General features: G+C 71.1%; 25 protein-coding genes. 12 read left to right on the top strand and 13 right to left on the bottom strand.

Annotated features, from left to right (window positions below):
* Positions 1 to 99: 99 nt before the first annotated feature.
* Positions 100 to 1,077, bottom strand: a complete 978-nt coding sequence (locus tag ACFWV3_RS02000; protein ID WP_382407180.1) for a tyrosine-type recombinase/integrase — start codon at positions 1,075 to 1,077, stop codon at positions 100 to 102.
* 605 nt (positions 1,078 to 1,682) lie between these two features.
* Between ACFWV3_RS02000 and ACFWV3_RS01995 the strand changes: the two genes are divergently transcribed.
* Positions 1,683 to 2,177, top strand: a complete 495-nt coding sequence (locus ACFWV3_RS01995) for a DinB family protein (protein WP_382407178.1) — start codon at positions 1,683 to 1,685, stop codon at positions 2,175 to 2,177.
* A gap of 16 nt (positions 2,178 to 2,193) precedes the next feature.
* Here ACFWV3_RS01995 and ACFWV3_RS01990 read toward each other — a convergent pair whose 3' ends face one another.
* Together ACFWV3_RS01990 and ACFWV3_RS01985 are read right to left on the bottom strand one after the other, a co-directional pair.
* The gene (locus ACFWV3_RS01990; RefSeq protein WP_382407176.1) at positions 2,194 to 2,754 is read right to left on the bottom strand and encodes a TetR/AcrR family transcriptional regulator; all 561 of its coding nucleotides are present in this window, start codon (positions 2,752 to 2,754) and stop codon (positions 2,194 to 2,196) included.
* A 9-nt stretch (positions 2,755 to 2,763) separates the two neighbouring features.
* Positions 2,764 to 3,612: an SDR family NAD(P)-dependent oxidoreductase gene (locus ACFWV3_RS01985; RefSeq protein WP_382407174.1), complete on the bottom strand. Its 849-nt coding sequence runs from the start codon at positions 3,610 to 3,612 to the stop codon at positions 2,764 to 2,766.
* A 96-nt stretch (positions 3,613 to 3,708) separates the two neighbouring features.
* Between ACFWV3_RS01985 and ACFWV3_RS01980 the strand changes: the two genes are divergently transcribed.
* Together ACFWV3_RS01980 and ACFWV3_RS01975 are read left to right on the top strand one after the other, a co-directional pair.
* A complete protein-coding gene (locus ACFWV3_RS01980) occupies positions 3,709 to 4,260 on the top strand; it encodes a cadmium resistance transporter (RefSeq protein ID WP_382407172.1) in 552 nt (183 codons plus the stop codon).
* A gap of 29 nt (positions 4,261 to 4,289) precedes the next feature.
* Positions 4,290 to 7,190, top strand: coding sequence for an NACHT domain-containing protein (locus ACFWV3_RS01975; RefSeq protein WP_382407170.1), 2,901 nt, complete (start codon positions 4,290 to 4,292; stop codon positions 7,188 to 7,190).
* Here the strand turns inward: ACFWV3_RS01975 and ACFWV3_RS01970 are convergent.
* Positions 7,102 to 7,368 (bottom strand): hypothetical protein, encoded by a 267-nt coding sequence (locus ACFWV3_RS01970; protein WP_382407168.1) that lies wholly within the window; start codon positions 7,366 to 7,368, stop codon positions 7,102 to 7,104. The two genes, ACFWV3_RS01975 and ACFWV3_RS01970, sit on opposite strands and share 89 nt — an antisense overlap.
* Positions 7,369 to 7,370: 2 nt before the next feature.
* A complete protein-coding gene (locus ACFWV3_RS01965; RefSeq protein ID WP_382407166.1) occupies positions 7,371 to 8,315 on the bottom strand; it encodes a helix-turn-helix transcriptional regulator in 945 nt (314 codons plus the stop codon).
* A gap of 51 nt (positions 8,316 to 8,366) precedes the next feature.
* Here ACFWV3_RS01965 and ACFWV3_RS01960 point away from each other — a divergent pair, with 51 nt between their 5' ends.
* Genes ACFWV3_RS01960 through ACFWV3_RS01950 form a run of 3 tightly spaced genes read left to right on the top strand, consistent with a single transcriptional unit; the run spans position 8,367 to position 10,601 of the window.
* Positions 8,367 to 9,452, top strand: a complete 1,086-nt coding sequence (locus ACFWV3_RS01960; protein ID WP_382407164.1) for an epoxide hydrolase family protein — start codon at positions 8,367 to 8,369, stop codon at positions 9,450 to 9,452.
* 13 nt (positions 9,453 to 9,465) lie between these two features.
* Positions 9,466 to 10,215 carry a ZIP family metal transporter gene (locus ACFWV3_RS01955; RefSeq protein ID WP_382407162.1) on the top strand — a complete coding sequence of 250 codons (750 nt, stop codon included), beginning with the start codon at positions 9,466 to 9,468 and terminating at the stop codon, positions 10,213 to 10,215.
* A gap of 29 nt (positions 10,216 to 10,244) precedes the next feature.
* On the top strand, positions 10,245 to 10,601 hold the full coding sequence (locus ACFWV3_RS01950; protein WP_382407160.1) for a VOC family protein: 357 nt from the start codon (positions 10,245 to 10,247) through the stop codon (positions 10,599 to 10,601).
* 3 nt (positions 10,602 to 10,604) lie between these two features.
* Here ACFWV3_RS01950 and ACFWV3_RS01945 read toward each other — a convergent pair whose 3' ends face one another.
* Together ACFWV3_RS01945 and ACFWV3_RS01940 are read right to left on the bottom strand one after the other, a co-directional pair.
* Positions 10,605 to 11,234 carry a class I SAM-dependent methyltransferase gene (locus ACFWV3_RS01945; RefSeq protein WP_382407158.1) on the bottom strand — a complete coding sequence of 210 codons (630 nt, stop codon included), beginning with the start codon at positions 11,232 to 11,234 and terminating at the stop codon, positions 10,605 to 10,607.
* A gap of 76 nt (positions 11,235 to 11,310) precedes the next feature.
* On the bottom strand, positions 11,311 to 12,009 hold the full coding sequence (locus tag ACFWV3_RS01940) for an SDR family oxidoreductase (RefSeq protein ID WP_382407156.1): 699 nt from the start codon (positions 12,007 to 12,009) through the stop codon (positions 11,311 to 11,313).
* Between the two features lie 84 nt (positions 12,010 to 12,093).
* Between ACFWV3_RS01940 and ACFWV3_RS01935 the strand changes: the two genes are divergently transcribed.
* Together ACFWV3_RS01935 and ACFWV3_RS01930 are read left to right on the top strand one after the other, a co-directional pair.
* The gene (locus tag ACFWV3_RS01935) at positions 12,094 to 12,645 is read left to right on the top strand and encodes a PadR family transcriptional regulator (RefSeq protein ID WP_382407154.1); all 552 of its coding nucleotides are present in this window, start codon (positions 12,094 to 12,096) and stop codon (positions 12,643 to 12,645) included.
* Positions 12,642 to 12,971, top strand: coding sequence for a hypothetical protein (locus ACFWV3_RS01930; protein ID WP_382407152.1), 330 nt, complete (start codon positions 12,642 to 12,644; stop codon positions 12,969 to 12,971). The genes ACFWV3_RS01935 and ACFWV3_RS01930 overlap by 4 nt, the downstream gene beginning before the upstream one ends.
* Here ACFWV3_RS01930 and ACFWV3_RS01925 read toward each other — a convergent pair.
* The gene (locus tag ACFWV3_RS01925; RefSeq protein WP_382407150.1) at positions 12,962 to 13,348 is read right to left on the bottom strand and encodes a DoxX family protein; all 387 of its coding nucleotides are present in this window, start codon (positions 13,346 to 13,348) and stop codon (positions 12,962 to 12,964) included. The genes ACFWV3_RS01930 and ACFWV3_RS01925 overlap by 10 nt on opposite strands.
* 99 nt (positions 13,349 to 13,447) lie before the next feature.
* Here ACFWV3_RS01925 and ACFWV3_RS01920 point away from each other — a divergent pair, with 99 nt between their 5' ends.
* Positions 13,448 to 14,311, top strand: coding sequence for a sucrase ferredoxin (locus ACFWV3_RS01920; protein WP_382407148.1), 864 nt, complete (start codon positions 13,448 to 13,450; stop codon positions 14,309 to 14,311).
* Between the two features lie 10 nt (positions 14,312 to 14,321).
* On the top strand, positions 14,322 to 14,843 hold the full coding sequence (locus ACFWV3_RS01915; RefSeq protein ID WP_382407146.1) for an AAA family ATPase: 522 nt from the start codon (positions 14,322 to 14,324) through the stop codon (positions 14,841 to 14,843).
* On the opposite strand, the gene ACFWV3_RS01910 is transcribed toward ACFWV3_RS01915, so the two are convergent.
* A complete protein-coding gene (locus tag ACFWV3_RS01910; RefSeq protein WP_382407144.1) occupies positions 14,810 to 15,439 on the bottom strand; it encodes a TetR/AcrR family transcriptional regulator in 630 nt (209 codons plus the stop codon). The genes ACFWV3_RS01915 and ACFWV3_RS01910 overlap by 34 nt on opposite strands.
* Complete coding sequence (locus ACFWV3_RS01905) at positions 15,426 to 15,632, bottom strand: hypothetical protein (RefSeq protein WP_382407142.1); 207 nt, start codon at positions 15,630 to 15,632, stop codon at positions 15,426 to 15,428. Before ACFWV3_RS01905 ends, ACFWV3_RS01910 begins: the two co-directional genes overlap by 14 nt.
* A gap of 26 nt (positions 15,633 to 15,658) precedes the next feature.
* Between ACFWV3_RS01905 and ACFWV3_RS01900 the strand changes: the two genes are divergently transcribed.
* Positions 15,659 to 16,159 carry a CGNR zinc finger domain-containing protein gene (locus ACFWV3_RS01900; protein ID WP_382407140.1) on the top strand — a complete coding sequence of 167 codons (501 nt, stop codon included), beginning with the start codon at positions 15,659 to 15,661 and terminating at the stop codon, positions 16,157 to 16,159.
* A 42-nt stretch (positions 16,160 to 16,201) separates the two neighbouring features.
* On the top strand, positions 16,202 to 17,605 hold the full coding sequence (locus ACFWV3_RS01895; protein ID WP_382407138.1) for an amidase: 1,404 nt from the start codon (positions 16,202 to 16,204) through the stop codon (positions 17,603 to 17,605).
* Positions 17,606 to 17,614: 9 nt separating this feature from the next.
* Here the strand turns inward: ACFWV3_RS01895 and ACFWV3_RS01890 are convergent, their stop codons facing one another.
* The 3 genes from ACFWV3_RS01890 to ACFWV3_RS01880 all read right to left on the bottom strand — a co-directional run bounded on the left by ACFWV3_RS01890 (position 17,615) and on the right by ACFWV3_RS01880 (position 20,509).
* Positions 17,615 to 18,691, bottom strand: a complete 1,077-nt coding sequence (locus ACFWV3_RS01890; RefSeq protein ID WP_382407136.1) for a hypothetical protein — start codon at positions 18,689 to 18,691, stop codon at positions 17,615 to 17,617.
* A 66-nt stretch (positions 18,692 to 18,757) separates the two neighbouring features.
* Positions 18,758 to 20,059: an RNA polymerase sigma factor gene (locus tag ACFWV3_RS01885; RefSeq protein ID WP_382407134.1), complete on the bottom strand. Its 1,302-nt coding sequence runs from the start codon at positions 20,057 to 20,059 to the stop codon at positions 18,758 to 18,760.
* 27 nt (positions 20,060 to 20,086) lie between these two features.
* Positions 20,087 to 20,509: a YciI family protein gene (locus ACFWV3_RS01880; RefSeq protein ID WP_382407132.1), complete on the bottom strand. Its 423-nt coding sequence runs from the start codon at positions 20,507 to 20,509 to the stop codon at positions 20,087 to 20,089.
* Positions 20,510 to 20,723 lie beyond the last annotated feature (214 nt).

Here is a 20,723-nt window from a genome sequence, read left to right as displayed (position 1 = left end):
GCACTAGCAGGTCACCCACTCGGCCTAACGATCCCGCAACTGGGCGACCCCCGACGTCACACACGTCCGCCGAGCGTCCCGCACCGCGGTGGAACCCCGCTAGATGTCCTTGAGCGCCCGATACGTCCGGTTGCTCGCCACCGCCGCCCGCCGCTCCCGCGCCGTCGCCTCGATGTAGTTCTGACTCGTTGCCAGACTCGCGTGCCCCAGCAACGCCATGATCTCGCTCGCCGACGCCCCGTCCTCCGCCAGCCGCGTCGCGAACGTGTGCCGCAACGCGTGCAGGTTCGCCCCCGTCGGCACCCGGTCGTTCAACCCCGCCCATCGGAAACACGACTTCACCAGGTACTCCAGCCCACCCCGCCCGATCGGCTCCCCGTGCCGGTCCCGCAGCAACGCGCTGTCCCGGTCGAACCGCCCCTGCGGAAACCGCACCTTGCAGCTCGCCAGGTACGCGTCCACGATCCGCTCCATCGGCGGCTCGATCGGCACACTCCGGTCCCGGTTGCCCTTGCCCTTCACGTGCAACCGCCGGTCACCCTCCCGCCCGACCACGCTCGCCAGCGTCAACGTCCGCATCTCCGCACTCCGCAGCCCCGCCACCAGCCCCAGGGCGATGACCAGCACATCCCGCTCCGGCCACGGGTCACGCCCCTTGCGCGCCCCCTCCGCGGCCGCCGTCAGCAGCTGCTCCGGTGTGTCCTCGCCCCGCAGCGGCTTCGGGACCAGGGGAGGAGTCTTCGGGCGTGCGACCGCGCCCATCGGGTTGCCGGCGATCAGGTCCTCGGCCACGCAGAACGTCAGGAACTGGTTCCACGTCGACCAGGCCCGCAGCACGGAGCTCTTGGCGTGGGTGTCCGCGAACAACCCGAAAGCGTGACGCAGGTTCGAGCCCGTGAGGTCCCGCACCAGCAGGTCTTCGACGGGGGAGAGCAGCGTCTCGGCCAGGAGCGTGTTCACGCCGGAGAGATCGCGCTGGTAGGCCGCCGTGGTGTGGGGGGAGTCCTTGCGGGTCCGGCGGGCGAGGAAGAAGGCGTCCTGGGCGGCGAGCACGTGCATATGGATCTTGTACCGCACGGCACCGACAATTCCGCACGCGCTGGTCCCCTGTGCCGTCCCGCAGCGTGTTCCGTGCTGGATAATGGCGATTATGCATGAAATGTCCGTTTAGTCGGGGTTCGCCGGGCGCTGGACCAGGTGGCGTCACTTGTCGGGGATCGCGAACGTAATGGCACCACTCTGCGTACGTCTCTACTGACGACTCGACGGTGCCGACCGCGCTCCGGCATCGTCGAAGGCGAGATGTTGTGGCGTCTGCAAGCGCGGCCGGCCTGCCCGCCGGGCGATGCTTGCAGACGCGCCAACAACGTCGTCGAACCCCTTCCGGCAACGATCTTCGCAGGTCGCCGTTTCACCGATAATCTACATTATGTCAAGTAAAGCGGATCGGGCTCGCCTGGAGGGCTCTCCCGGGCCTCTGGACGCCTTCGCCGGGCGTTCGCGACCCTCGCCCGTGCGCGACTCATCCGTTCGTGTCGCCCAGCGGTCTTCTGTCGGCGGTCTTCTGCGAGCGGCGTTCTGACGACGGTTCGGGTGCCGCGGGCCGGTTCGCCGCTACCGCGCTCCCGGTGTCACCGTCGTTTCGTCACCGTGGCGTTAGCTGTGTGGCAGGCTGCGTGTCCGTGATCGACGACTTCGCGAAGAAGTACCTGCACGACGACCTCCGCGAGCTGCGTGAGGTGATGGTGTGGAAGCTCGACGGGCTACCCGAGGCGGACGTGCGCCGGCCGTTGGTGGCGTCGGGCACGAACCTGCTCGGTCTGGTGAAGCACCTGACGTTGTCGGAGTCGCGGTACTTCGGTGAGGTGTTCGGGCGGCCGTTTCCGGAGCCGATGCCGCGGTGGGACGACTTGTCGGCGCGCGGTGCGGACAAGTGGGCGACTGATGAGGAGTCGCGTGAGGACATCGTTGGTCGGTATCGGCGGGTGTGTGCGCATTCGGACGTGACGATTTCGTCTCTTGCGGTGGATGCCGCGGGGCATGTGCCGTGGTGGCCGCGTCCGGACGTGATGTTGTTCAACGTGCTGGTGCACATGCTGTCGGAGACGGCTCGGCATGCGGGGCACGCGGACATCCTGCGGGAGCAGATCGACGGGGCGGTCGGCGAGTGGCCGTGATGCCGCTCCCCCGCCGTCAGGTGCGCATGCCGCGCAGGAGTGTGTCGAGGTAGCGGCGTGCGGTGGCGAGCCGGTCGGTGGGTGTGTCGCTGTGGACGTAGGTGGCGTAGGCGATGCCGCACATGAGGGGGACGAGGTCGGCGTCGGCGAGGTCGGGGCGGATGGCTTCGGTGTCGCGGGCGCGAGCGAGGAGCTGGGCGCCGATGTCGAGGATGTGGTGTTTGAGCTCGGTGGTGCGCGGGAGGGCGTCTGCGCCGGTGGCGGAGACCTTGGCGAGTGCCGGGTCGCTGACCTGTGCTTCGACGAGGCGGGTGAGGTAGCCGGCGAGGGCGTGCCAGGCGTCGTCGTCCTGGAGGGCTTGTTCGCCGTGGTCGGCGAGTGCTTCGAGGCGTGGGGTGGCGACGGTCTCGAGGAGTGCCTCGGTGGTCGGGAAGTGGCGGTAGACGGTGCCGACGCCGAGTTCGGCGCGGCGGGCGACGTCGTTGAGCTGCAGTGGGGTGCCTTCGTCGACGAGGTCTCTGGCGACGGTGACGATGCGGTCCCAGTTGCGGGCGGCGTCCTTCCGCTGCGGCGTCATGGGTGCAGCTTAATTGGATACGTCATCCGGAACGTGGCGGAGTGGTGCGTGCCTCTGGCTGAGGAGGCGGACGGCGTGGGTGTTGCGGGTGGCTGCTTTGGGGGGTGTGACGGGTCGGACGTTGCGGCCGATGAGGGTGCCGGTGTCGAGGGTGGCGTCGGTGGCGGCGCGCAGGGTGGAGCGGGCGGCGTGGGTGGCGGGTTTGGTGACGAGGGTGATGAGGGGCAGGAAGGGGCGGAGTGCGGGGGTGAGGGTGCGGGGGTGGCTGGTGAAGCCGCCGGTCATGTCGGTGTCGGCGCCGCCGGGGTCGGCGGCGAGGACGGTGATGCCGTTGTCTCGTAGTCGGTGGGCGAGGTCGAGGGTGTAGGTGAGGTTGGCGAGCTTGGCGCGTCCGTACCAGTGGAAGCCGTAGTAGGGGCCGGGTGGTTCGACGTGGTCGAAGGTCTTCTTGGCGATGGTGACGGCGCCGGAGGTGACGTTGACGATGCGGCGGGTGATGGTGGGCAGGAGGAGTTCGGTGAGCAGGTAGGGCGAGAGGTGGTTGATGACGAAGGTGGCTTCGAGGCCGTCGAGCTCGGTGCGGTCGGGGTACATGCCGCCGACGTTGTTGACGAGGAGGTCGAGGTCTCCGTCGGCGGTGATCCGGTCGGCGAGGGTGCGGACCTGGTCGAGTGATCCGAGGTCGGCTTGGAGGAACTGTGCCTTCTCCCCTGTTTGGTTGATCTTGTCGACGGCGTGTGCTCCTCGTTCGGCGTTGCGTCCGACGACGGTGACGGCGTAGCCGGTTCTGGCGAGGCCGAGTGCTGTTTCGAGGCCGATGCCGCCGGTGCCCGCGGTGACCACTGCTCTGGGTGTCATGTCGTCCTCGATTCGGATAGTTCATCCACTTCCGGTGTTGACGCTAGCACACATCCGGATGATCTATCCGCTTCAGGCTCGGGCAGAATCCGCGCCGTGGATCTCGGGGTGATCGGCCAGGCAGCGGGCATGTTCGCGGTGACCAACGTCGACGACCTGGTGATCCTCGCCTTGTTCTTCGCGCACGCGGGTGCGGCGTGGAAGGTGGTGGCGGGTCAGTACCTGGGCTTCGCGGGCATCCTCGCGGTGGCGGTGCTGGGCGCGCTGGGCGCGTCCCTGCTCCCCGAGGCGTTCCGGCCGTGGCTGGGCCTGATCCCGCTCGCCCTGGGCCTGAAGGCGGCTTGGTCCGTGTGGCGCGGTGCGGACTCTGACGACGAGCGTGCCGCGGCTCCGGGCGTATTCGCCGTGGCGGGTGTGACGCTTGCCAACGGCGGGGACAACATCGGTGTCTACGTCCCGGTGTTCACCGTCACGGACTCGCTGTGGCTGTACATGGTGGTGTTCTTGGTGCTGGTCGGTGTGTGGTGCCTGGCGGGCTGGTTCTTGGCGTCGCGTCAGGTGGTGGCGAAGGCGTTGGCCCGGTGGGGGCACGTAGCGCTCCCCGTTGTGCTGATCCTGATTGGTCTTTTGGTGTTGTTCTCGGGCTGACCGGTGTGGTCGTCAGGTAGACACTTCGGGTGCGAAAGACCTACAGCTACAACGAGGCCGTGAAGATCCTCGGCGGCCGCGACCACCCCGTGATCGCCGCGATGGACAAGCTGCTGGGCGGTGCGCTGCTGGCGGGCTCGTTGGGGTTGTGGCAGGTGCTGGACCTGTTCGACGCGAAGCCGGACTTCATCCGTCTGAGCAGCGAGCTGATCTCCAAGGTCTCGGCCAAGCGCTGTGGCGTGAGCCGCTACACGCGCACGCAGCAGCTGCACGCGGCGCATGCGGTGCTGGTGATGACGGCGTTCTTCGAGGCGTTCGAGGAGCAGCAGACCCCGGTCAAGGTCGGCGCCAAGGACCAGGAACTGGTCGCCAGGTTCAACCCGTGGACGCTGGACTGGCCGCTCCCGTCGGCTGCCAGGCCCTACGAGGAGAACCTGGCGCAGCTCGCACCCCTGTACGACCGACTGGGCTCCAACCTGTACGAGGCGATCACGTGTCTGAGCACGTGGGACGAGCTGCACGAGACCTCGCAGGCACGTGTGCGGCAGGCGATCATGGTCGATGCCCCGCACCGGGCGCTGCAACGGTACGAGGAACTGCTTGGGCAGCTGGCCGCCGAGTACCCGGAGATCCGGTTCTGGTGCGCGGTCGAGGACGGCCGGTCCACCCGCAAGGCCCTGGGGCGGCTGGAAGAGGTTCTGCGCGACACCACGACCGACCTCACGCCCGAGGTGAGGCTGGCTGAACTGGCCGGCGCCTACCGAGGAGCGTTGCGGCGGCCGCTGGTGAAGTCGACCGAGGTGCGGGTCCCCAGCTTGGGCGAGGCTTACGTCGACCCGCGGTTCCAGGTGGTGATCGGCACCGAGCACACCGCTGCCCCGTCTTTGCTGGCCTGGTGGGACGACGTGCCCGTGCGCGACGACCTCTACGCCTACCTGGCAGGCCACCTCACCTCGCCGGCAGCTCTGACGGCGCCCCTGCTGGTGCTGGGCGATCCGGGCTCGGGCAAATCGGTGCTGACCGAGATGCTGGCGGCTCGGCTGCCGGCGTCGGACTTCGCCGTCGTGCGGGTGGAGCTGCGGAGCACGCCCACGGAGGCAGCACTGGAGCAGCAGATAGAGCACGGCCTGCGGGTGTTGCTGAACGAGCCGGTGAGCTGGGCCGACTTCTCCCGCAAGACCGCGGGTGCGCTGCCTGTCGTGATCTTGGACGGGTTCGACGAGCTGTTGCAGTCGACCGGGGTGAGCCAGACCCGGTACCTGACGACGATCGCGGACTTCCAACAGCGGCTCGAGGACATGGGCAGGCCGGCGGCGTTCGTCGTGACAAGCCGGTTGAGCGTGTGCGCGGGCCTGGAGCTGCCTCAGGACACCCAGGTCGTACGTCTGATGCCGTTCGACGAGGACCAGGTGCGTGCCTGGCTGGAGGCCTGGAACGCGATCAACCGCCCGCTGCCCGCCGCGACGGCGCTGCAGTACCCCGACCTCGCCTCACAGCCGCTTCTGTTGTTGATGCTGGCTTTGTACGACGCGGTGGACAGCTCCTTCCAGGACGACCACCTCAGCCTGAGCCGAGGCCAGCTGTACCGGCGGCTGCTGGACAGGTTCGCCCGCCGGGAGGTCGCCAAGGACGACGCGGACCGGTCCGAGGCCGACCTGGACGCCGACGTCGAGTACGAGCTCGACCGGTTGTCGGTGGTGGCCCTGGGGATGTTCAACCGGGGCGCGCAGTGGGTGGCCGAGCACGAGGTGACCGCGGATCTCAAACCGTTGCTCGGCGTCGACTCACCGGACCGGTCGGTGGGCCGGCGTACTCCCCTGTCGGCAGGCGAGACCGTGCTGGGGAGGTTCTTCTTCGTGCAGAAGACGGAAGCCGTGCGCGAGGACAACACCAGGCTGCGGACGTTCGAGTTCCTGCACGCGACGTTCGGCGAGTACCTGGTGGCGAGGTTCGTGTGGGACCGGCTGGCGGAGCTGCACCGGGAGGACTCGGCGCGGTCGCGGCGGAAGTCCACGGTGGACGACACCGAGCTGTACTCGGTGCTGTCGTACATGGCGCTGACCACGAGCAAGCCGGTGCTGGACTTCCTGCGGGAGTTCGCGGAGAAATCCGATCAGGCGGGCCTGTGCGACCTGGTGGCACGGTTGTTCGCCGCCCGTGACGAGACGCGGCTGTCGCGGGGTGACTACGCGCCGGTGTCGTTGGCCGATTCGACGCGGGACGCGAAGTACTCGCTGAACCTTCTGGTGCTGGCGTTGGTGCTGCAGGAAAAGGTCCATGCCGATGAGCTGGCGTTGAGCGTGGACGACTGGCGGCGGTTGACCTTGTTCTGGAAGTCGCGGGTGTCGTCGAGCGAGTGGGCGAGCGTGGTGCTGTGGCTGTGGGTGGAGCGCGACGCCGACCGGCATTTCGCGGTGAGCCTGAGCAACCGTGACCGGGAGGCGCAGGCGGAGTGGTTGTTGATGTCGGAGCCGTACGTGACGTTGGACGAGGTCAGCATGACGTTGCGGGACGCACTAACCCCGCTCGTGTCGAGGCACGGCATTCACGACACCGCGGTGTTGATCGAGCTGATGGTCACCCCGCTGGAGAAGTGCCTGCCGGTGCTGCGGCGGCTTTCCCCGGAAGCGGAGTTCACCACCGACGAGTGTCTTGCCCGGATGGGGCGGGGAGCCGATGACCACGAGCTTCTGGACCTGGGGTGGTCGACGTCCGGAATAATCGACAACGAAATTTTCGTCGATGCTTGGTTGCGCACGTTCGAACGAGGTGACAGCTTCCCGAGGTTCGTGCTGCAGGACGAGGATGTTCAGCGGGTGGAAGAGCGCAGGCCCGATCTGGTCAAGCGGGCCAAAGCGGCCGCGGCTGAGCTGGGTCTCGAATGGCCGCCTCGAGAGTGGCCGCGATCGCGTCCAGTTCCTCCTCGGTGAGGTCCCTCTCCCCCACGTGCCGCAGGATCTCCGACCGCGAGCACACGACGACGGCTCCGGTGTGGCCGCCCAGTTCGGCCGCGGCCACGATCGCGGTCTCCCCGTGGTGCACGACCAGGACCGGGTCGGGGGTGTCGGTGTAGAGCAGGCGCTCGATGTCCCGTCCGGTGATGGTCATGCTCAGTCTTGTACGGCCCGTGCGTAGCGGGCCGCAAGAGAGCGAACGTGTGCCACGAGCTCGGGTGGTGAGGTGACCTCGAAGTCGAAGCCGAGCATGCCGATCCACACGGCGAGGGACTCGACGGAGTCGGAGCCGGTCACCAGTACGCAGGACTCGGCGTCCACGGCTTCGACGGTGCCGATGGCGGCGTTGATGCGCTCGGCGACGGCGGTGGCGGGTGCTTTCACGACGACGCGGGCTTGGAAGCGCCAGGCGGCGGAGCTGACCTCGGAGGCGACGTAGGTGGTGGCGTCGAAGTCGCGCGGGGTGAAGCGCGGGCCGAACGGTGGGGCGGGTGGGGTGATGCGGTCGACGCGGAAGCTGCGCCAGTCGGTGCGGTCGAGGTCCCAGGCGACGAGGTACCAGCGGCGGCCCCAGTTGACGAGGCGGTGGGGTTCGGTGCAGCGGCGGGAGGCGGTGCCGTCGTGGGCGGTGTAGTCGAAGCGGATGGTGTCGCTGTCCCGGCAGACCGCCGCGAGGGTCGTCAGGAGCTCCGGGTCGACGGTGGGGGCCGGGGTGTCGCGTGGGACCTGTTCGACGTGGTCGAAGGCGGAGACGCGGTGGCGCAGGCGGGAGGGCAGGACCTGTTCGAGTTTGAGCAGGGCGCGCAGGGAGACCTCTTCCAGGCCGGTGACGGGGGCGGTGCGCAGGGCGACGGTCACGGCGACGGCTTCGTTGTCGTCGAGCAGCAGCGGGGGCAGCTCGGCGCCGGCGCCGAGGCGGTAGCCGCCGAACGAGCCGGTGGTGGCGTTGACGGGGTAGCCGAGCTCGCGCAGGCGGTCGACGTCGCGGCGGACGGTGCGGGGGCTGATCTGCAGTTCGTCGGCCAGTTCGCTGCCCTGCCAGTCGCGGCGGGACTGCAGGAGGGCGAGCAGGCGCAGCAGGCGGGCCGAGGTTTCCAGCATGCCGTGCACTTTAGGACAGGAGCTGGCCGCAAGGTTCACTAGCCTCGGAGTATGACGGAGATCAGGGAGTTCCGGGTCGCGGTGGACGAGGCGGACGTCGACGAGCTGCTGCTGCGGCTGGCGCGGACGCGGTGGACCGACCAGGTGCCGGGTGCGGGCTCGCGTTACGGCGACGACGTGGCGGACGTGAAGGCGGTGGCCCGGTACTGGGCCGAGGACTTCGACTGGCGGGCCGTCGAGGCGCGGCTCAACTCCCACCCGCAGTTCGTCACCGCGATCGACGGCACCGACGTGCACTTCCTGCACGTGCGCGGCGCGAACCCGGACGCGGTGCCGTTGCTGATGATCCACGGCTGGCCGGGGTCGGTGCTCGAGTTCGTCGACACGATCGAGCACCTGTCCGACGACTTCCACCTGGTGATCCCGTCGATCCCCGGTTTCGCGTTCTCGGGGCCGACCACCGAGGGCGGCTGGCACTCCGGCCGGATCGCGCGGGCGTTCGCGGAGCTGATGGCGCGGCTGGGGTACGAGCGGTACGGGGTGCACGGCAACGACGCCGGGTCGATCATCGCGCCGGAGGTCGGGCGCGTGGACCCCGAGCACGTCATGGGTGTGCACGTCACGCAGATCTTCTCGTTCCCCGGCGGCGACCCGGCCGAGATGGAGGGCCTGACCGACGAGGACCACCGGCGGCTCGGGGTGCTGCAGCACTTCTGGGAGTCGCTGTCGGGCTACGCGAAGCTGCAGCAGGCGCGGCCGCAGAACGTGGCGTTCGCGCTCGCCGACTCCCCCGTCGGCCAGCTCGCCTGGACCATGCAGCTGATGGCCGAACCGGCGGTCACGCGGGACTTCCTGCTCGCGAACGTGTCGATCTACTGGTTCACCGCCACGGCGGGCTCCTCGGCGCGGCTGTACTACGAGGACGCCCACCGCGAGGACGTGCCCACCGAGCCGACGACGGTGCCGATGGGGGTCGCGATCTTCCCCGACGACTTCCAGACCATCCGCCGCTTCGCCGAGCGCGACCACCACAACATCGTGCACTGGTCGGAGTTCGCGACGGGCGGCCACTACTCCGGCCACGACTCGCCGGAACTGCTCGCGGGTGATCTCAAGGTGTTCTTCGCCAAGTTGTAGGTCATCCTCGGGCATGGCTCAGTGGGTGGAAGCAGGCTTGTGGGGACTGGCCGGCGGCGGCGCGCTCGTGGTGGGCGCGCTGCTCGCCTGGTTCCTGCGGGTGCCGCGGGACGTGGTCGCGGTCGTGATGGCGTTCGGCGCGGGGGTGCTGACGGCGGCCGCGGCGTTCGAGTTGATGGACGAGGCCGAGCAGAAGGGCGGGTTGCTCGCGACCTCGGGCGGGTTCGCGGCGGGGGCGGTGGTGTACGTGCTGGCCAACATGCTGCTCGCCCGCCAGGGCGCGCGGCACCGCAAGCGCAGCGCGAACCAGCCGTCGGAGAGCGACCAGGCCGGTAGTGGCACGGCCATCGCGGTCGGTGCGCTGCTCGACGGCGTGCCGGAGTCGGTGGTGCTCGGGGTGTCGCTGATCGGCGGTGGCGGGGTCGGGGTGGCGATGCTCGCCGCGGTGGTCATCTCGAACGTGCCGGAGGGGCTGTCGAGCGTGGCCGGCATGAAGCAGGCCGGGCGGGGCGCGGGCTACGTGTTCGGGGTGTGGGGTGCGATCGCGGTGGCGAGCGGGCTGTCCGCTGCGCTGGGCAACGTGCTGCTCGACGGCGCGTCGCCGCAGGTCGTCGCGGTGATCACGGCGGTGGCGGCCGGGGCGATCCTGGCGATGATCGCCGATACGATGATCCCCGAGGCCTACGAGCGCGCCCGGCTCTACACCGGGCTGTGCACGACGGCCGGGTTTCTCACCGCGTTCGTGGTGGAACGTCTGGGCTGACCCGGCCCGACCGACGAGGGGGAACCGCAGTGGCGATCGGCGACCTGTACGACGTGGTGATCGACTGTCCCGAGCCCGTGAAGCTCGCGGACTTCTACCAGCAGCTCGTGGGCGGCGAGATCGTCGACGCGGACTCCGACTGGGTCAGCCTGCGGACCGGCAACGGCCGCCGGCTGTCGTTCCAGCAGGTCGAGGGCTACACGGCGCCGCGGTGGCCGGGTCAGGAGCTGCCGCAGCAGGTCCACCTCGACGTGGCGGTCGCCGACCTGGACGCGGCCGAGGCGGAGGTCCTCGCGCTGGGGGCGGCGAAGCTGCACGACAAGCACGCCGCCTGCCGCGTCTACGCCGACCCGGCGGGGCACCCGTTCTGCCTGGTGATCGTCTAGGCGCTAGGCGCGCCAGACCGTCGCGCTGCGGGTCTCGGTGCTCTCCAGCGTCAGCGGCACCGGGACCTCGTAGCGGGCGCAGCGCACGAACCGGTCGCGCGGCAGGTGCGCGCGGTCGGGGTCGCCCAGCAGCACCAGCGCTCCCCTGGCGGCGGCCCGGACGAGGAACGGCAGGACGAGCGCGGTGATGTCGGCGTCGTAGAAGACGTCCCCGGCCAGCACGACGTCGGCGCCGTGGGCGTCGCTGTCGAGCTGGTCGCCGGGCAGCGGGGTGACCGAGACGCCGTTGGCGGTGGCGTTGAGCTGCACCGCGGTCAGCGAGAGCGGGTCGATGTCGTTGGCGGTCACCGAGTCCGCGCCCGCCAGTGCCGCGGCGATCGCGACCAGACCGGATCCGGACGCCAGGTCGAAGACCTTCTTGTCGCGCACCAGGCCGGGGTGGTCGAGCAGGTGCCGGGCCAGCGCCTGGCCGCCCGCCCAGGGGAACGCCCAGAACGGCGGCTGGTCGTGGTCGGTCAGCTCCCACAGGTCCATCGCCTCGACCGCGCTGTGCAGGAGCACCTCGGGCACCAGCGGCACCGGGGTGAGCGTCGTGTTGGCGAGCACGAAGTCGGACAGCGCAGGCGCGGACATGACGGAGAAGCTTAGGGGTGCGGGCGGGGGCGTCCGCAGAGGCGAAAGGCCGTAGAGGTTCCCGCACCCCCGCCCGTCACGTGCCGCCGGTGACCCGCAGGATCGCGCCGGTGGCGTAGGAGGCCTCCTCCGAGAGCAGCCACGCGATGGCGTTGGCGATCTCGTCGACCTCACCGGGCCGGCCCAGCGGCACCCGTCCCGCGACCCGGTCGGGGCGGTCGGGCTGCCCGGAGAGCTGGTGGATGTCGGTGCGGATCGTGCCGGGCTGCACGCAGTTGACCCGGATCCCACGGGGCGCGAGCTCCTTGGCCAGGCCGATCGTCATCGCGTCCACCGCCGCCTTGGTCGCGGCGTAGTGCACGTACTCGCCGGGACTGCCCAGCGTCGCCGCGCCGGAGGAGACGTTCACGATGCAGCCGCGCGTCATCCGCCGGGCCGCCTCCCGTGCGACGAAGAACGCGCCGACGACGTTGACGTCCACCACGCGGCGCAGGTCCTCGGTGCGCAGGTCGGCGAGCGGGCCGGACGGGGAGGTGATGCCGGCGTTGTTGACCACCCCGGTGATGTCGTCCCCGGCGGCGTCGAACAGCCGCGCCACGTCGTCCTCGTCCGCGGTGTCCGCTCGGACGGCGAGCACGCCGAGCTCGTCCCGCAGCGCCTTCGCCTCGTCGGCGGCCTGGCGGTAGCTGATCACGACCCGATGGCCGTCGCGCACGAGCCTGCGCGCGGTCGCGGCACCGATACCCCGGCTTCCCCCGGTGATCACCGTTGTCATACCGCCCACCCTACCCATATATTCGGTGCCGAGTATTCGGGAGCGGACATATCCTTCAAGCGCACGAACCCGCTGGCACTGGCGGTGCTGGCCCTGCTGTCGGAACGGCCGATGCACCCCTACGAGATGGCGCAGACCATGCGCGAGCGCCACCAGGAAGAGGTCGTCAAGCTCAACTACGGCTCGCTCTACACCGTCGTCGAGCAGCTGGCCAAGCACGGACTGATCGCCGCGAGCGCCACCCAGAAGGCCGGCAACCGCCCCGAACGCACCGTCTACACCGTCACCGGCACGGGCACGGCGGAGCTGCACGACTGGCTGCGCGAGCTGATCGCCGTCCCCGCGAAGGAGTACCGGCGCTTCGAGGCCGGCATCTCGATGGTCGGTCTGCTCTCCCCCGCCGACGCGCTCGCCGTGGTGGACCGGCGGTGCGCGGCCGTGGACGAACAGCTCGTGGCGCTGGCCGTGCTGCTGGAACGGCTCGCGGGCATGGGGCTGCCGCAGCTCGCGTGGATCGAGCTCGACTACCGGCTGGCGATGCTGCGCGCCGAACGCGCCTGGCTGACGTGGTTCGCCACCGCCACCCGCGACGGCACCGTCGGCGGGTACGAGTCCTGGGAGGACAAACACCGATGAGACTGCTCTTCGAAGTGCAGGGCGTCGTGCACGCCCCGTTGGAGGAGGTGCGCGCACGGATGTTCGCCGACGCCGGTGTGTCCGGGTCGCACCGGCTCGTCGACCGCGCCGCCGGGGTCATCGCCCACTGGGGCGACTGGTGGTACCGCGGCGAGGACTCCCTGCACCCGCACCCCGAGGGCGCGCTGCTCGTGCACCGCGTCTACAACATCGCACGCCAGGGCAACTGGGCGCCCTACCTCGCGAACAAGCTCTTCCTCGGCTACCGCGCCCGCCTGCAGGCCTCGCTGCGGGAGCGGATCGCGCTGCTGGAGGCTCAGAGCTGACCGAAGCGCACCACGGCGACGAACACCGCCAGCGCGCACAGCACCAGGTTCACCGGCACCGTGGCACCCTCACCGCGCCGCACGTGCGTGATCGCCGCACCCACCTGCACCAGCGCGAGGCCGAGCGCGGCGACCGGGGTGAGGATCGGCGCGACGCCGGTCAGCCACGGCAGCACCAGCCCGAGCGCCCCCGCGACCTCGGCCGCGCCGATGCCCTTGACCTGTCCCGGGGAGAAGTCCGAGGCCCACGCCATCCGCGGCTCGGCGAGAAGATCCTGTTTCGACTTGGCCAGCTTGGTGAAGCCCGCCACGAGGTACAGGGCGGCCAGCACGCCGGACACGATCCACACAGCGGGGTTCATGACAGCGAGGTTCATGACCGGGATCCAACACCACGGGGTACGGGACCAAGATCACAACCAACCGAGGTAAGGGTGTCCTTAGTCATCACCCGAACGGCCGTATAGAGTGTGCAGATGAGGTGCTCGATACTCTCCGACTTCGCGGGCGAACCGCTGGCCGGCACGGCCGCGACCGCGACGGCGTGGCTGTGCCTGGAACAGCCGGGCCCGTGGGGCCGCGACGCGCTGACCGAGAGCCACCTCGACCCCGAACTGGGCGCCGAGCTGGCCCGTCGCGCCGCCGGCACCGGGGTGCGCATCCTGCTGATCCGCCGCCCCGGCCGGCATGCCGACGACCACGTGCCCGCGAGCCGCCGCCTGTACCTGGCCTCGACGAAACCCGGCGCGTCCTGGCTGGAACAGGCCGACCTCACCTCCGCGGAGGAGGCGCTCGAGCTCGACTTCGAAGCCCTCGGCGCCGGCCGCTCCACCGCCTTCGGCACCCCGGTCGACGACCCGTTGCTCCTGATCTGCACCAACAGCAAACGCGACGTCTGCTGCGCCCTGTACGGCCGCCCGATCGCCACCGCGCTCAACCTCTGGGAGTGCACGCACACCGGCGGGCACAGGTTCGCGCCCACCGGGGTCCTGCTGCCCACCGGTCACCTGTACGGGCGCATAGACCACCGGTTGGCGGAGCGCGTGGTGACGGAGGGCATCGTCGCCGACCGGTGCCGGGGACGCTCCTGCTTCACCCCTCGGGGTCAGGTCGCGGAGGTCGCGGTGCGGGAGCGGATCGGCGAGACCCGCGACGTGCTGACCGTCGTGGCGGAGACCCCGGACTCGGCGACCGTGCGGCACACCGACGGCCGCGAGTGGCGGGTGGCGCTGACCGAGCAGCCGGTGCCGCCGCGGCCGGCGAGCTGCGGCAAGTCGCCGGACATCGCGATCGCGCTGGTGGCGACGGCGATCGACCAGCTGGTGTCGGTCGGCCGCTAGGTTGGGGCCGGTGCCCCGACTGATCCACCTCAACGGCGCCACCGGCGTCGGCAAGTCGACGATCGCCGCCCGCTACGCCGCCGACCACCCCCGCACGCTCAACCTCGACGCCGACGAGATCGTCCGGCTCGTCGGCGGCTGGCGCGACGACTTCTACGGCACCGTCGACCTCGTCCGCCCGCTCGCCCTCGCCATGGCGGCCACCCACCTGGGCCTGGGCAACGACGTGGTGATGCCGCAGCTCATCGCCGTGGACAGCGAGCGCGACAGGTTCGCCGCGGTCGCCCGTGCGGCCAGGGCGGACTACCGGGAGTTCGTGCTCGTGGCCCCGGCCGAGACCATGATCGACCGCTTCCACCGGCGCGGGCACCCCATCGACCCCGCGATCGAGGCGATGGGCGGCGAGAAGCTGATCCGCCGGGCCCACGCGCACTTCGGCACCTACATCACGCCCGGCACCAGGACCATCGACACCGCCGGCGCGAGCGTCGACGAGACCTACGACGAGCTCCTCGCCGCCTTGTCCTGCTGAGCAGCTTCGCCCTGCTGACCCGGTCCGGGCACGGTCGCCGAGAACACGCCGATGCCCAGCGCGTACGGGTCGTCCAGGCCCACCGTCGCGAGCGTCTCCACCGGCAGCGCCAGCAGCGAGATCGCCACGCCCAGGAAGTAGGCGTCGAGCAGGCCGGTGTCGCGCACGGTCGAGGGCAGACCGGCCGCCTGCTGCAGTGCCGCGCCCGCCTCGGCGTTGGCGAGCACCATGCCGGACAGGGCCTCGCGCACGCCCGGCCTGCGGACCGCCTCCAGGTACAGCTCCACCATCGCGAGCATCTGGGTCGGGTCGTCGGCGACCGCGCGGCGCAGCAGGGCCGGGTACAGCTCGGCGACGTCGGAGGCGCTGATGTCGGCGGGGGTGGTCTCGCGCAGGCGTTCGACGGCGGCCTGGTGCAGCGCGGTCATGCGGGCGGCGCAGGCGGTGAGGATGGCCTCGCGGGTCGGGAAGTAGTTCTTGGTGGTGCCGATGGGGACGCCGGCCTCGCGGTCGATCGCGCGGTGGGTCAGTCCCCGGCCGCCCTCCACCGCGAGGATCTGGATCGCGGTGTCGCACAGGAGTTCACGACGGCTCACGGTCCGGGACACTAGCAAGATCACCACAGTCGTGCCGGGCCGGGGCGAACGTGCTGGTCCCGGCCGTCGCGGTGACCGTGCCGCGCTCCACCACGAGGAACAGACCGCACACGCAGCGCACGTAGGACACGGGGCCGTGGCAGGACAGGGCGGAGTCGGCGGGCCAGTGGCAGGCGGGGCAGGTGGCGATCATGCCCACCAGCGTGCTGTCATGGTCTAGTGCATTTCAACCCTTACGGCGGGGCGGCGGCGGAGCTCGCCGCGAAGCTCGTCAACGCCGAGCCCGGCGCACCCCTGTTCGACGTGCTGAAAGCCGCGGACTACAAGCCGCTGCGCGCCCTCGACGCAGGTCAGGAACGTGACGTACGAGACTGGGTCGAGCGGCTGCGCGAGGTGTTCCGCGCCCCCGGCGTCGACCTGCTCAACGAGCTGCTCGCCGAGTCGTCGACCACGCCGTACATCTCCACCCACGACGGACGGGCGCCGCATCTGCACTACGCGCGCGCCGACGCGCCGATCGACGTGCGGATCAAGGCCTACACCGCCGCCGGGATGGCCGCGGTGTTCTGCGAGGACGCCGAGCGCATCGGCTGGTGCGGCCGTGAGGGCTGCGGCACGGTGTTCGTCGACACCAGCCGCAACGGCCGGCGCCGGTTCTGCTCCACCAAGTGCGCGAACCGGGTCGCGGTCGCGAGCCACCGCAGCCGCCGCTCGGCCTGAGAGCGGTTCCGCCGGTCACCCGCGGGCCCCTAGGGTCGGTTCATGGAGCTGACACAGCTGTGTTTCGCCGGCGTGACGAGGCAGGCGCAGGCCGTGCGCTCCGGTGAGGTGACCGCGCGCGACCTCGTCGCCGAGCACCTGCGCCGAATCGAACGCCTCGACCCGCGGCTCAACGCGTTCCGGCTCGTCTTCGCCGAGCAGGCCCTGGCCGAAGCCGAGCGACTCGACGCGACCGGCGACGACCTGCCGCTCAGGGGCGTGCCCATCGCGGTCAAGGAGGACATCGCGATCGCGGGCCTGCCGACCACGAAGGGCACCAACGCCGCCCGCGCCCCGCAGCCGGCCGACTCCGAGATCGTGCGCCGGCTGCGCGCGGCCGGGGCGGTGGTCATCGGCCGCTCCCGCATGCCCGAGCTCGGGCTGTGGCCGTTCACCGAGAGCTCCTGGGCCGGGCCGACGCGCAACCCGTGGTCGCTCACGCACTCCCCCGGCGGGTCCAGCGGCGGGTCGGCCGCGGCCGTGGCGGCGGGGCTCGCGGCCGCCGCGATCGGCACCGACGGCGCCGGGTCGATCCGCATCCCCGCCGCGATGACCGGCCTGTTCGGGCTCAAGCCCCAGCGCGGCCGGGTGTCGCTGTCGCCGGAGCCGCAGATGTGGGGCGGGATGGTCGTGGCAGGGCCGATCACCCGCACCGTGGCGGACTGGGCGCTGGTCGCCGACCAGATCCACGGCGCCGTCCCCGGTGACGCGCACGCCGCCCACCCGCCGCGCACGAGCTTCACCGAGGCCGCGCGCACCGACCCGGGACGGCTGCGCGTCGGGGTGTCGCTGCGGCCGTGGGGTCCGGGCATCCCGATCGCCGACGAGGTCCGCGACGCCGTGCAGGACACCGCCGCGCTGCTGACCGACCTCGGCCACGACGTGGTGCGCCTGGACCCGCCGATGCGCGAGGTCACCGCGCCCACCCGGTTCGCGGTCCGCTACCTGCGCAACGCCCACCTGGCCCGCGCGGGCCTGGAGCTGCCCGACCTCGTCGAGCCCCGCACCCGCGCGGCCGCCGAGCTGGGCCGGCGGCTGCCGCGCGGCGCCGTGCGGTGGGCGCTCAAGGACGACGCCTCGCTCACCGCCCACGCGAACCGCGTGTTCGGCACGGTCGACGTGCTGCTGACTCCGGCGCTGACCCGGCCGCCGATCCGCGTGGGCGAGTGGGACGGCCGCAACGTCGTCACGGCGCTGCTCGCGGCCGCGCACTACACGACGTTCCTGCCGTTGTGGAACGTCGTCGGCAACCCCGCCGCGGTGGTGCCGGCCGGGCGCAGCGCCGCGGGCCTGCCGCTGGCGGTGCAGCTCGTGGGCCGCCAGCACGACGAGTGCACGCTGCTGTCGGTGTCGGCGCAGCTGGAACGCGCGCGGCCGTGGGCGGACCGGTTCCCGCCGGGGTTCTGAGCCACACCGCTAGAAGCCGCGGCGGGTCAGCTCGTCGAGCAGCTGCCGGTCGGCGGCGTGGCGGGAGCGGATGTGGTCGAGGTAGTCGGCGAACGCGTCGGGCTGCAGGCCGCGCAGCTGCTCCAGCCACTCGACGAGCAGGTCCTGTTCCTCGATGCCGCGGCGGGCCAGCTCGACCTCGACGATGCGCCGGTAGACCTCGACGGCGAGGCGGCCGCCGTCGCGCACCAGGTGCTCGACCAGCTGCGCGCGCAGCGGTGGCCAGTCGTCGGTGTGCACGACCAGCGCGCGGATCTTGAGGTAGACGTCGAGGCTGGGGCGGGCGACGAACGCCTCCCGGCACACCTCGACGGCCTGCTGCGGGGTGCCGCGCCGCAGGTGCTCCTCGACGGCGAGGTCGAGCAGCCGCGTCGCCGCTCCCCTGCCGCCGACGGCGCCGAGCCCGCGGTGCACCCACTCCAGTGCCTCGCCCGAGCGGCCGCTGTCCCGCAGCACGGTCGCGACCTGCAGGTAGTGCCAGCCGGAGGACAGGTCCTTGGTGAGCACGAGCAGCTGCAGGTCGACGTCCTCGGTGTACTCGGCGAGCTCCTCCATGACCCGCAGCAGCGCCCACCGGGCCCGGTCGTAGCGGCCGGTCTCCCCGAACCCGATCACCGGCAGCGGCTCGAACAACGCCACCGCGCGGTCGCGGTAGTGCGCGAGACCCTCGTCGTCGAGTGCCTCGGAGTAGGCGGCGAGACCGACGTCGGGTGCCTCGGGGTGGCGCAGCTGCAGGTCGAGCAGCCAGTCGGCGAGCCGGACCGGGTCCGGGCGGGCCGCGGCGCACGCGCGGGCGTGGGTGCCCAGCACCTGGTGGGCGAGCTCGGCCAGCTCGACGCGGTGGCGCCGGATGGTCGTCGCCGCGGCGGCGAGCTGGGTGACGACGTCCTCGGCCAGCGCGACCAGCTCGGGGCCGGCGCGGGTCACGAGCAACGACTGCAGCTCGGCGGAGACGGCGGTGAGGGCCTGCCGGCGGGCGGGCCAGTCGGTGGTCTCGCTGTCGGCCTCGGCGAGCGCGGAAGCCACGGCGGCGGGCAGCGAATCCATCACAACATCATTCCCGCGTCGCCCGGTCGAGTACTACAGGTGTCCCCCTAACGGATTTAAGGTTCACTATTCGTGTTCAAATAGCTGCAGTTCAGCAAGCTTTCGCGTGAGAACCTCGCGTTCGCGGTCGTTGCCGCACAGGCGGATGGCCCGCTCCAGCTCGGTGCGCGCCTCCGATGCCCGGCCCAGGCGCCGCAGCAGCTCGCCGCGCACACCGGGCAGCTGGTGGGAGTCCTTGAACGCGTCGTGGCCGGCCAGCGCGTCGACGAGTGGCAGCGCCGCCTCCGGTCCCTGCGCCATGGACACCGCGACCGCCCGGTTGAGGTCGACCACCGGGGACGGGGCGAGGCGGCCGAGCCCGTCGTAGAGGGCGACGATGCGGCCCCAGTTCGTCTGCTCGACCGACGCCGCGAGCGCGTGGCACTCGGCGATCGCGGCCTGCAGTCCGTAGTAGCCGAACCCGCGGCCCGCGTCGGAGGCCTTCGCCAGGGCGGCCCGGCCGCGGGCGATGGCGGAGCGGTCCCAGCGGCGCCGGTCCTGGTCCTCCAGCAGCACGGTCTCGCCGTCGGGGCCGCGCCGCGCGGGGAAGCGGGCGGCGGTGAGCTCCAGCAGCGCGAGCAGGCTGTGCACCTCGGGTTCGCCCGGCATCAGCCGCGACAGGATGCGGGCCAGCCGCTGGGCCTCGCCGGCGAGGTCGAGGCGCAGGACCTCGTCGCCGGAGGTGGCTGACGAGCCCTCGGTGAAGATCAGGTAGACGACGCTGAGGACCTGCGCGAGCCGGGCGGGCCGCTCGGCCACCGGCGGCACCTCGAACGGCACGCCGGCCGCGCCGAGGGTCTTCTTCGCGCGGGTGATGCGGGCCTGCACCGTGGCGGTGGGGACCAGGAACGCGCGTGCGATCTCGTCGCTGGTCAGGCCGCCGATCACGCGCAACGTCAGCGCCACCCCCGCCTCCCGCGACAGCACGGGGTGGCACGAGGTGAACATCAGCGCGAGGGTGTCGTCGTCGATCTGGTCCGGGTCCCACAGCACGTCGTCGGGCGCCGCACCGGGATCGGTGGCGCCGGTCAGGGCGCCGCCCTCGGGGAGGTGGTGCGCCATCGCCGCGTACTTCTCGTCTCGGGTGCTGCGGCGGCGGAACGCGTCGATCGCGCGGCGCCGCCCGACGGTGAGCAGCCACCCGGCGGGGTTGGCCGGCACGCCCTCGCGCGGCCAGGTCACCAGCGCCTCGGCGAGGGCTTCCTGGGCGAGGTCCTCGGCCAGCGCGAAGTCGCCGGTGTAGCGGGTGAGCGCACCGATGATCCTCGCGGAGTCGATGCGCCACACCGCCGCCACCGCCTTGCGCCCGGTGGGGTCGCTGCTGCTCATGGGGTCAGATCAAAACAGACCGGCGGTTCAGAGCTGGCCGGTGGACTCCCGCCACGCCCGTTCCTTCTTGATCCACTCGTTGTCCTGGGGGAACTCGTCGATCGTGGGGACGCGGCGGATCTCGGTCTTGAACCCGGCGGCGGTCATCGGGGTGCGCTTGGCCCAGCCGATCGCGTCCTCGATGGTCGGCACGTTGATCAGGTAGAAGCCGTTGAACAGCTCCTTGGTCTCCCCGTACGGGCCGTCGGTGACCACGGGCGGTTCCGAGGAGAAGTCGACGACCACGCCTTCCTCGGCGGGGGCGAGGCCTTCGGCGGCGATCAGCACGCCCGCTTCGATCAGCTCCTCGTTGAACCGGCCGACGGTCTCGAGCATCCGGTCGAAGTCGATCTCGCCGAGGTTGCCCCAGGCCTCGTCGGAGGTCACGCGCCAGATCAGCATGAACTTCATGGTCAGTCTCTCCCGGGTGGTTCGTGCGGGTCCCTCGCGGACCCTGTCACGCCGAGGTCGAACGGGCGGGTCCTTCGATCGACACGCGGCCGGAAGTTTCTCGGAATTTTCTGTTTCCGCTGGTGAGACGACGTGGGGGGGGGGGGGGAGGGGAGGGGGGGGGGGGGAGGGAAAGGGGGGGGCGGGGGGAGTGGTGGGGGGGAGGATGGCGTAG

The organism is Lentzea sp. NPDC059081 (assembly GCF_042738015.1).
Classification (GTDB): Bacteria; Actinomycetota; Actinomycetes; order Mycobacteriales; family Pseudonocardiaceae; genus Lentzea.
Note: the sequence above shows the minus strand (reverse complement) of the source record. Positions and strands in the feature narration are given on the sequence as shown.

What these genes read in the sequence shown, in the direction of transcription:
- ACFWV3_RS01890 (WP_382407136.1), bottom strand. Translation starts at nt 18,691, where the DNA reads ATGGATTCGCTGCCCGCCGCCGTGGCTTCCGCGCTCGCCGAGGCCGAC.
- ACFWV3_RS01955 (WP_382407162.1), top strand. Translation starts at nt 9,466, where the DNA reads ATGGCTCAGTGGGTGGAAGCAGGCTTGTGGGGACTGGCCGGCGGCGGC.
- ACFWV3_RS01940 (WP_382407156.1), bottom strand. Translation starts at nt 12,009, where the DNA reads ATGACAACGGTGATCACCGGGGGAAGCCGGGGTATCGGTGCCGCGACC.
- ACFWV3_RS01970 (WP_382407168.1), bottom strand. Translation starts at nt 7,368, where the DNA reads ATGACCATCACCGGACGGGACATCGAGCGCCTGCTCTACACCGACACC.
- ACFWV3_RS01945 (WP_382407158.1), bottom strand. Translation starts at nt 11,234, where the DNA reads ATGTCCGCGCCTGCGCTGTCCGACTTCGTGCTCGCCAACACGACGCTC.
- ACFWV3_RS01960 (WP_382407164.1), top strand. Translation starts at nt 8,367, where the DNA reads ATGACGGAGATCAGGGAGTTCCGGGTCGCGGTGGACGAGGCGGACGTC.
- ACFWV3_RS01925 (WP_382407150.1), bottom strand. Translation starts at nt 13,348, where the DNA reads ATGAACCTCGCTGTCATGAACCCCGCTGTGTGGATCGTGTCCGGCGTG.
- ACFWV3_RS01930 (WP_382407152.1), top strand. Translation starts at nt 12,642, where the DNA reads ATGAGACTGCTCTTCGAAGTGCAGGGCGTCGTGCACGCCCCGTTGGAG.
- ACFWV3_RS01880 (WP_382407132.1), bottom strand. Translation starts at nt 20,509, where the DNA reads ATGAAGTTCATGCTGATCTGGCGCGTGACCTCCGACGAGGCCTGGGGC.
- ACFWV3_RS01885 (WP_382407134.1), bottom strand. Translation starts at nt 20,059, where the DNA reads ATGAGCAGCAGCGACCCCACCGGGCGCAAGGCGGTGGCGGCGGTGTGG.
- ACFWV3_RS01985 (WP_382407174.1), bottom strand. Translation starts at nt 3,612, where the DNA reads ATGACACCCAGAGCAGTGGTCACCGCGGGCACCGGCGGCATCGGCCTC.
- ACFWV3_RS01920 (WP_382407148.1), top strand. Translation starts at nt 13,448, where the DNA reads ATGAGGTGCTCGATACTCTCCGACTTCGCGGGCGAACCGCTGGCCGGC.
- ACFWV3_RS01990 (WP_382407176.1), bottom strand. Translation starts at nt 2,754, where the DNA reads ATGACGCCGCAGCGGAAGGACGCCGCCCGCAACTGGGACCGCATCGTC.
- ACFWV3_RS01905 (WP_382407142.1), bottom strand. Translation starts at nt 15,632, where the DNA reads ATGATCGCCACCTGCCCCGCCTGCCACTGGCCCGCCGACTCCGCCCTG.
- ACFWV3_RS01965 (WP_382407166.1), bottom strand. Translation starts at nt 8,315, where the DNA reads ATGCTGGAAACCTCGGCCCGCCTGCTGCGCCTGCTCGCCCTCCTGCAG.
- ACFWV3_RS01895 (WP_382407138.1), top strand. Translation starts at nt 16,202, where the DNA reads ATGGAGCTGACACAGCTGTGTTTCGCCGGCGTGACGAGGCAGGCGCAG.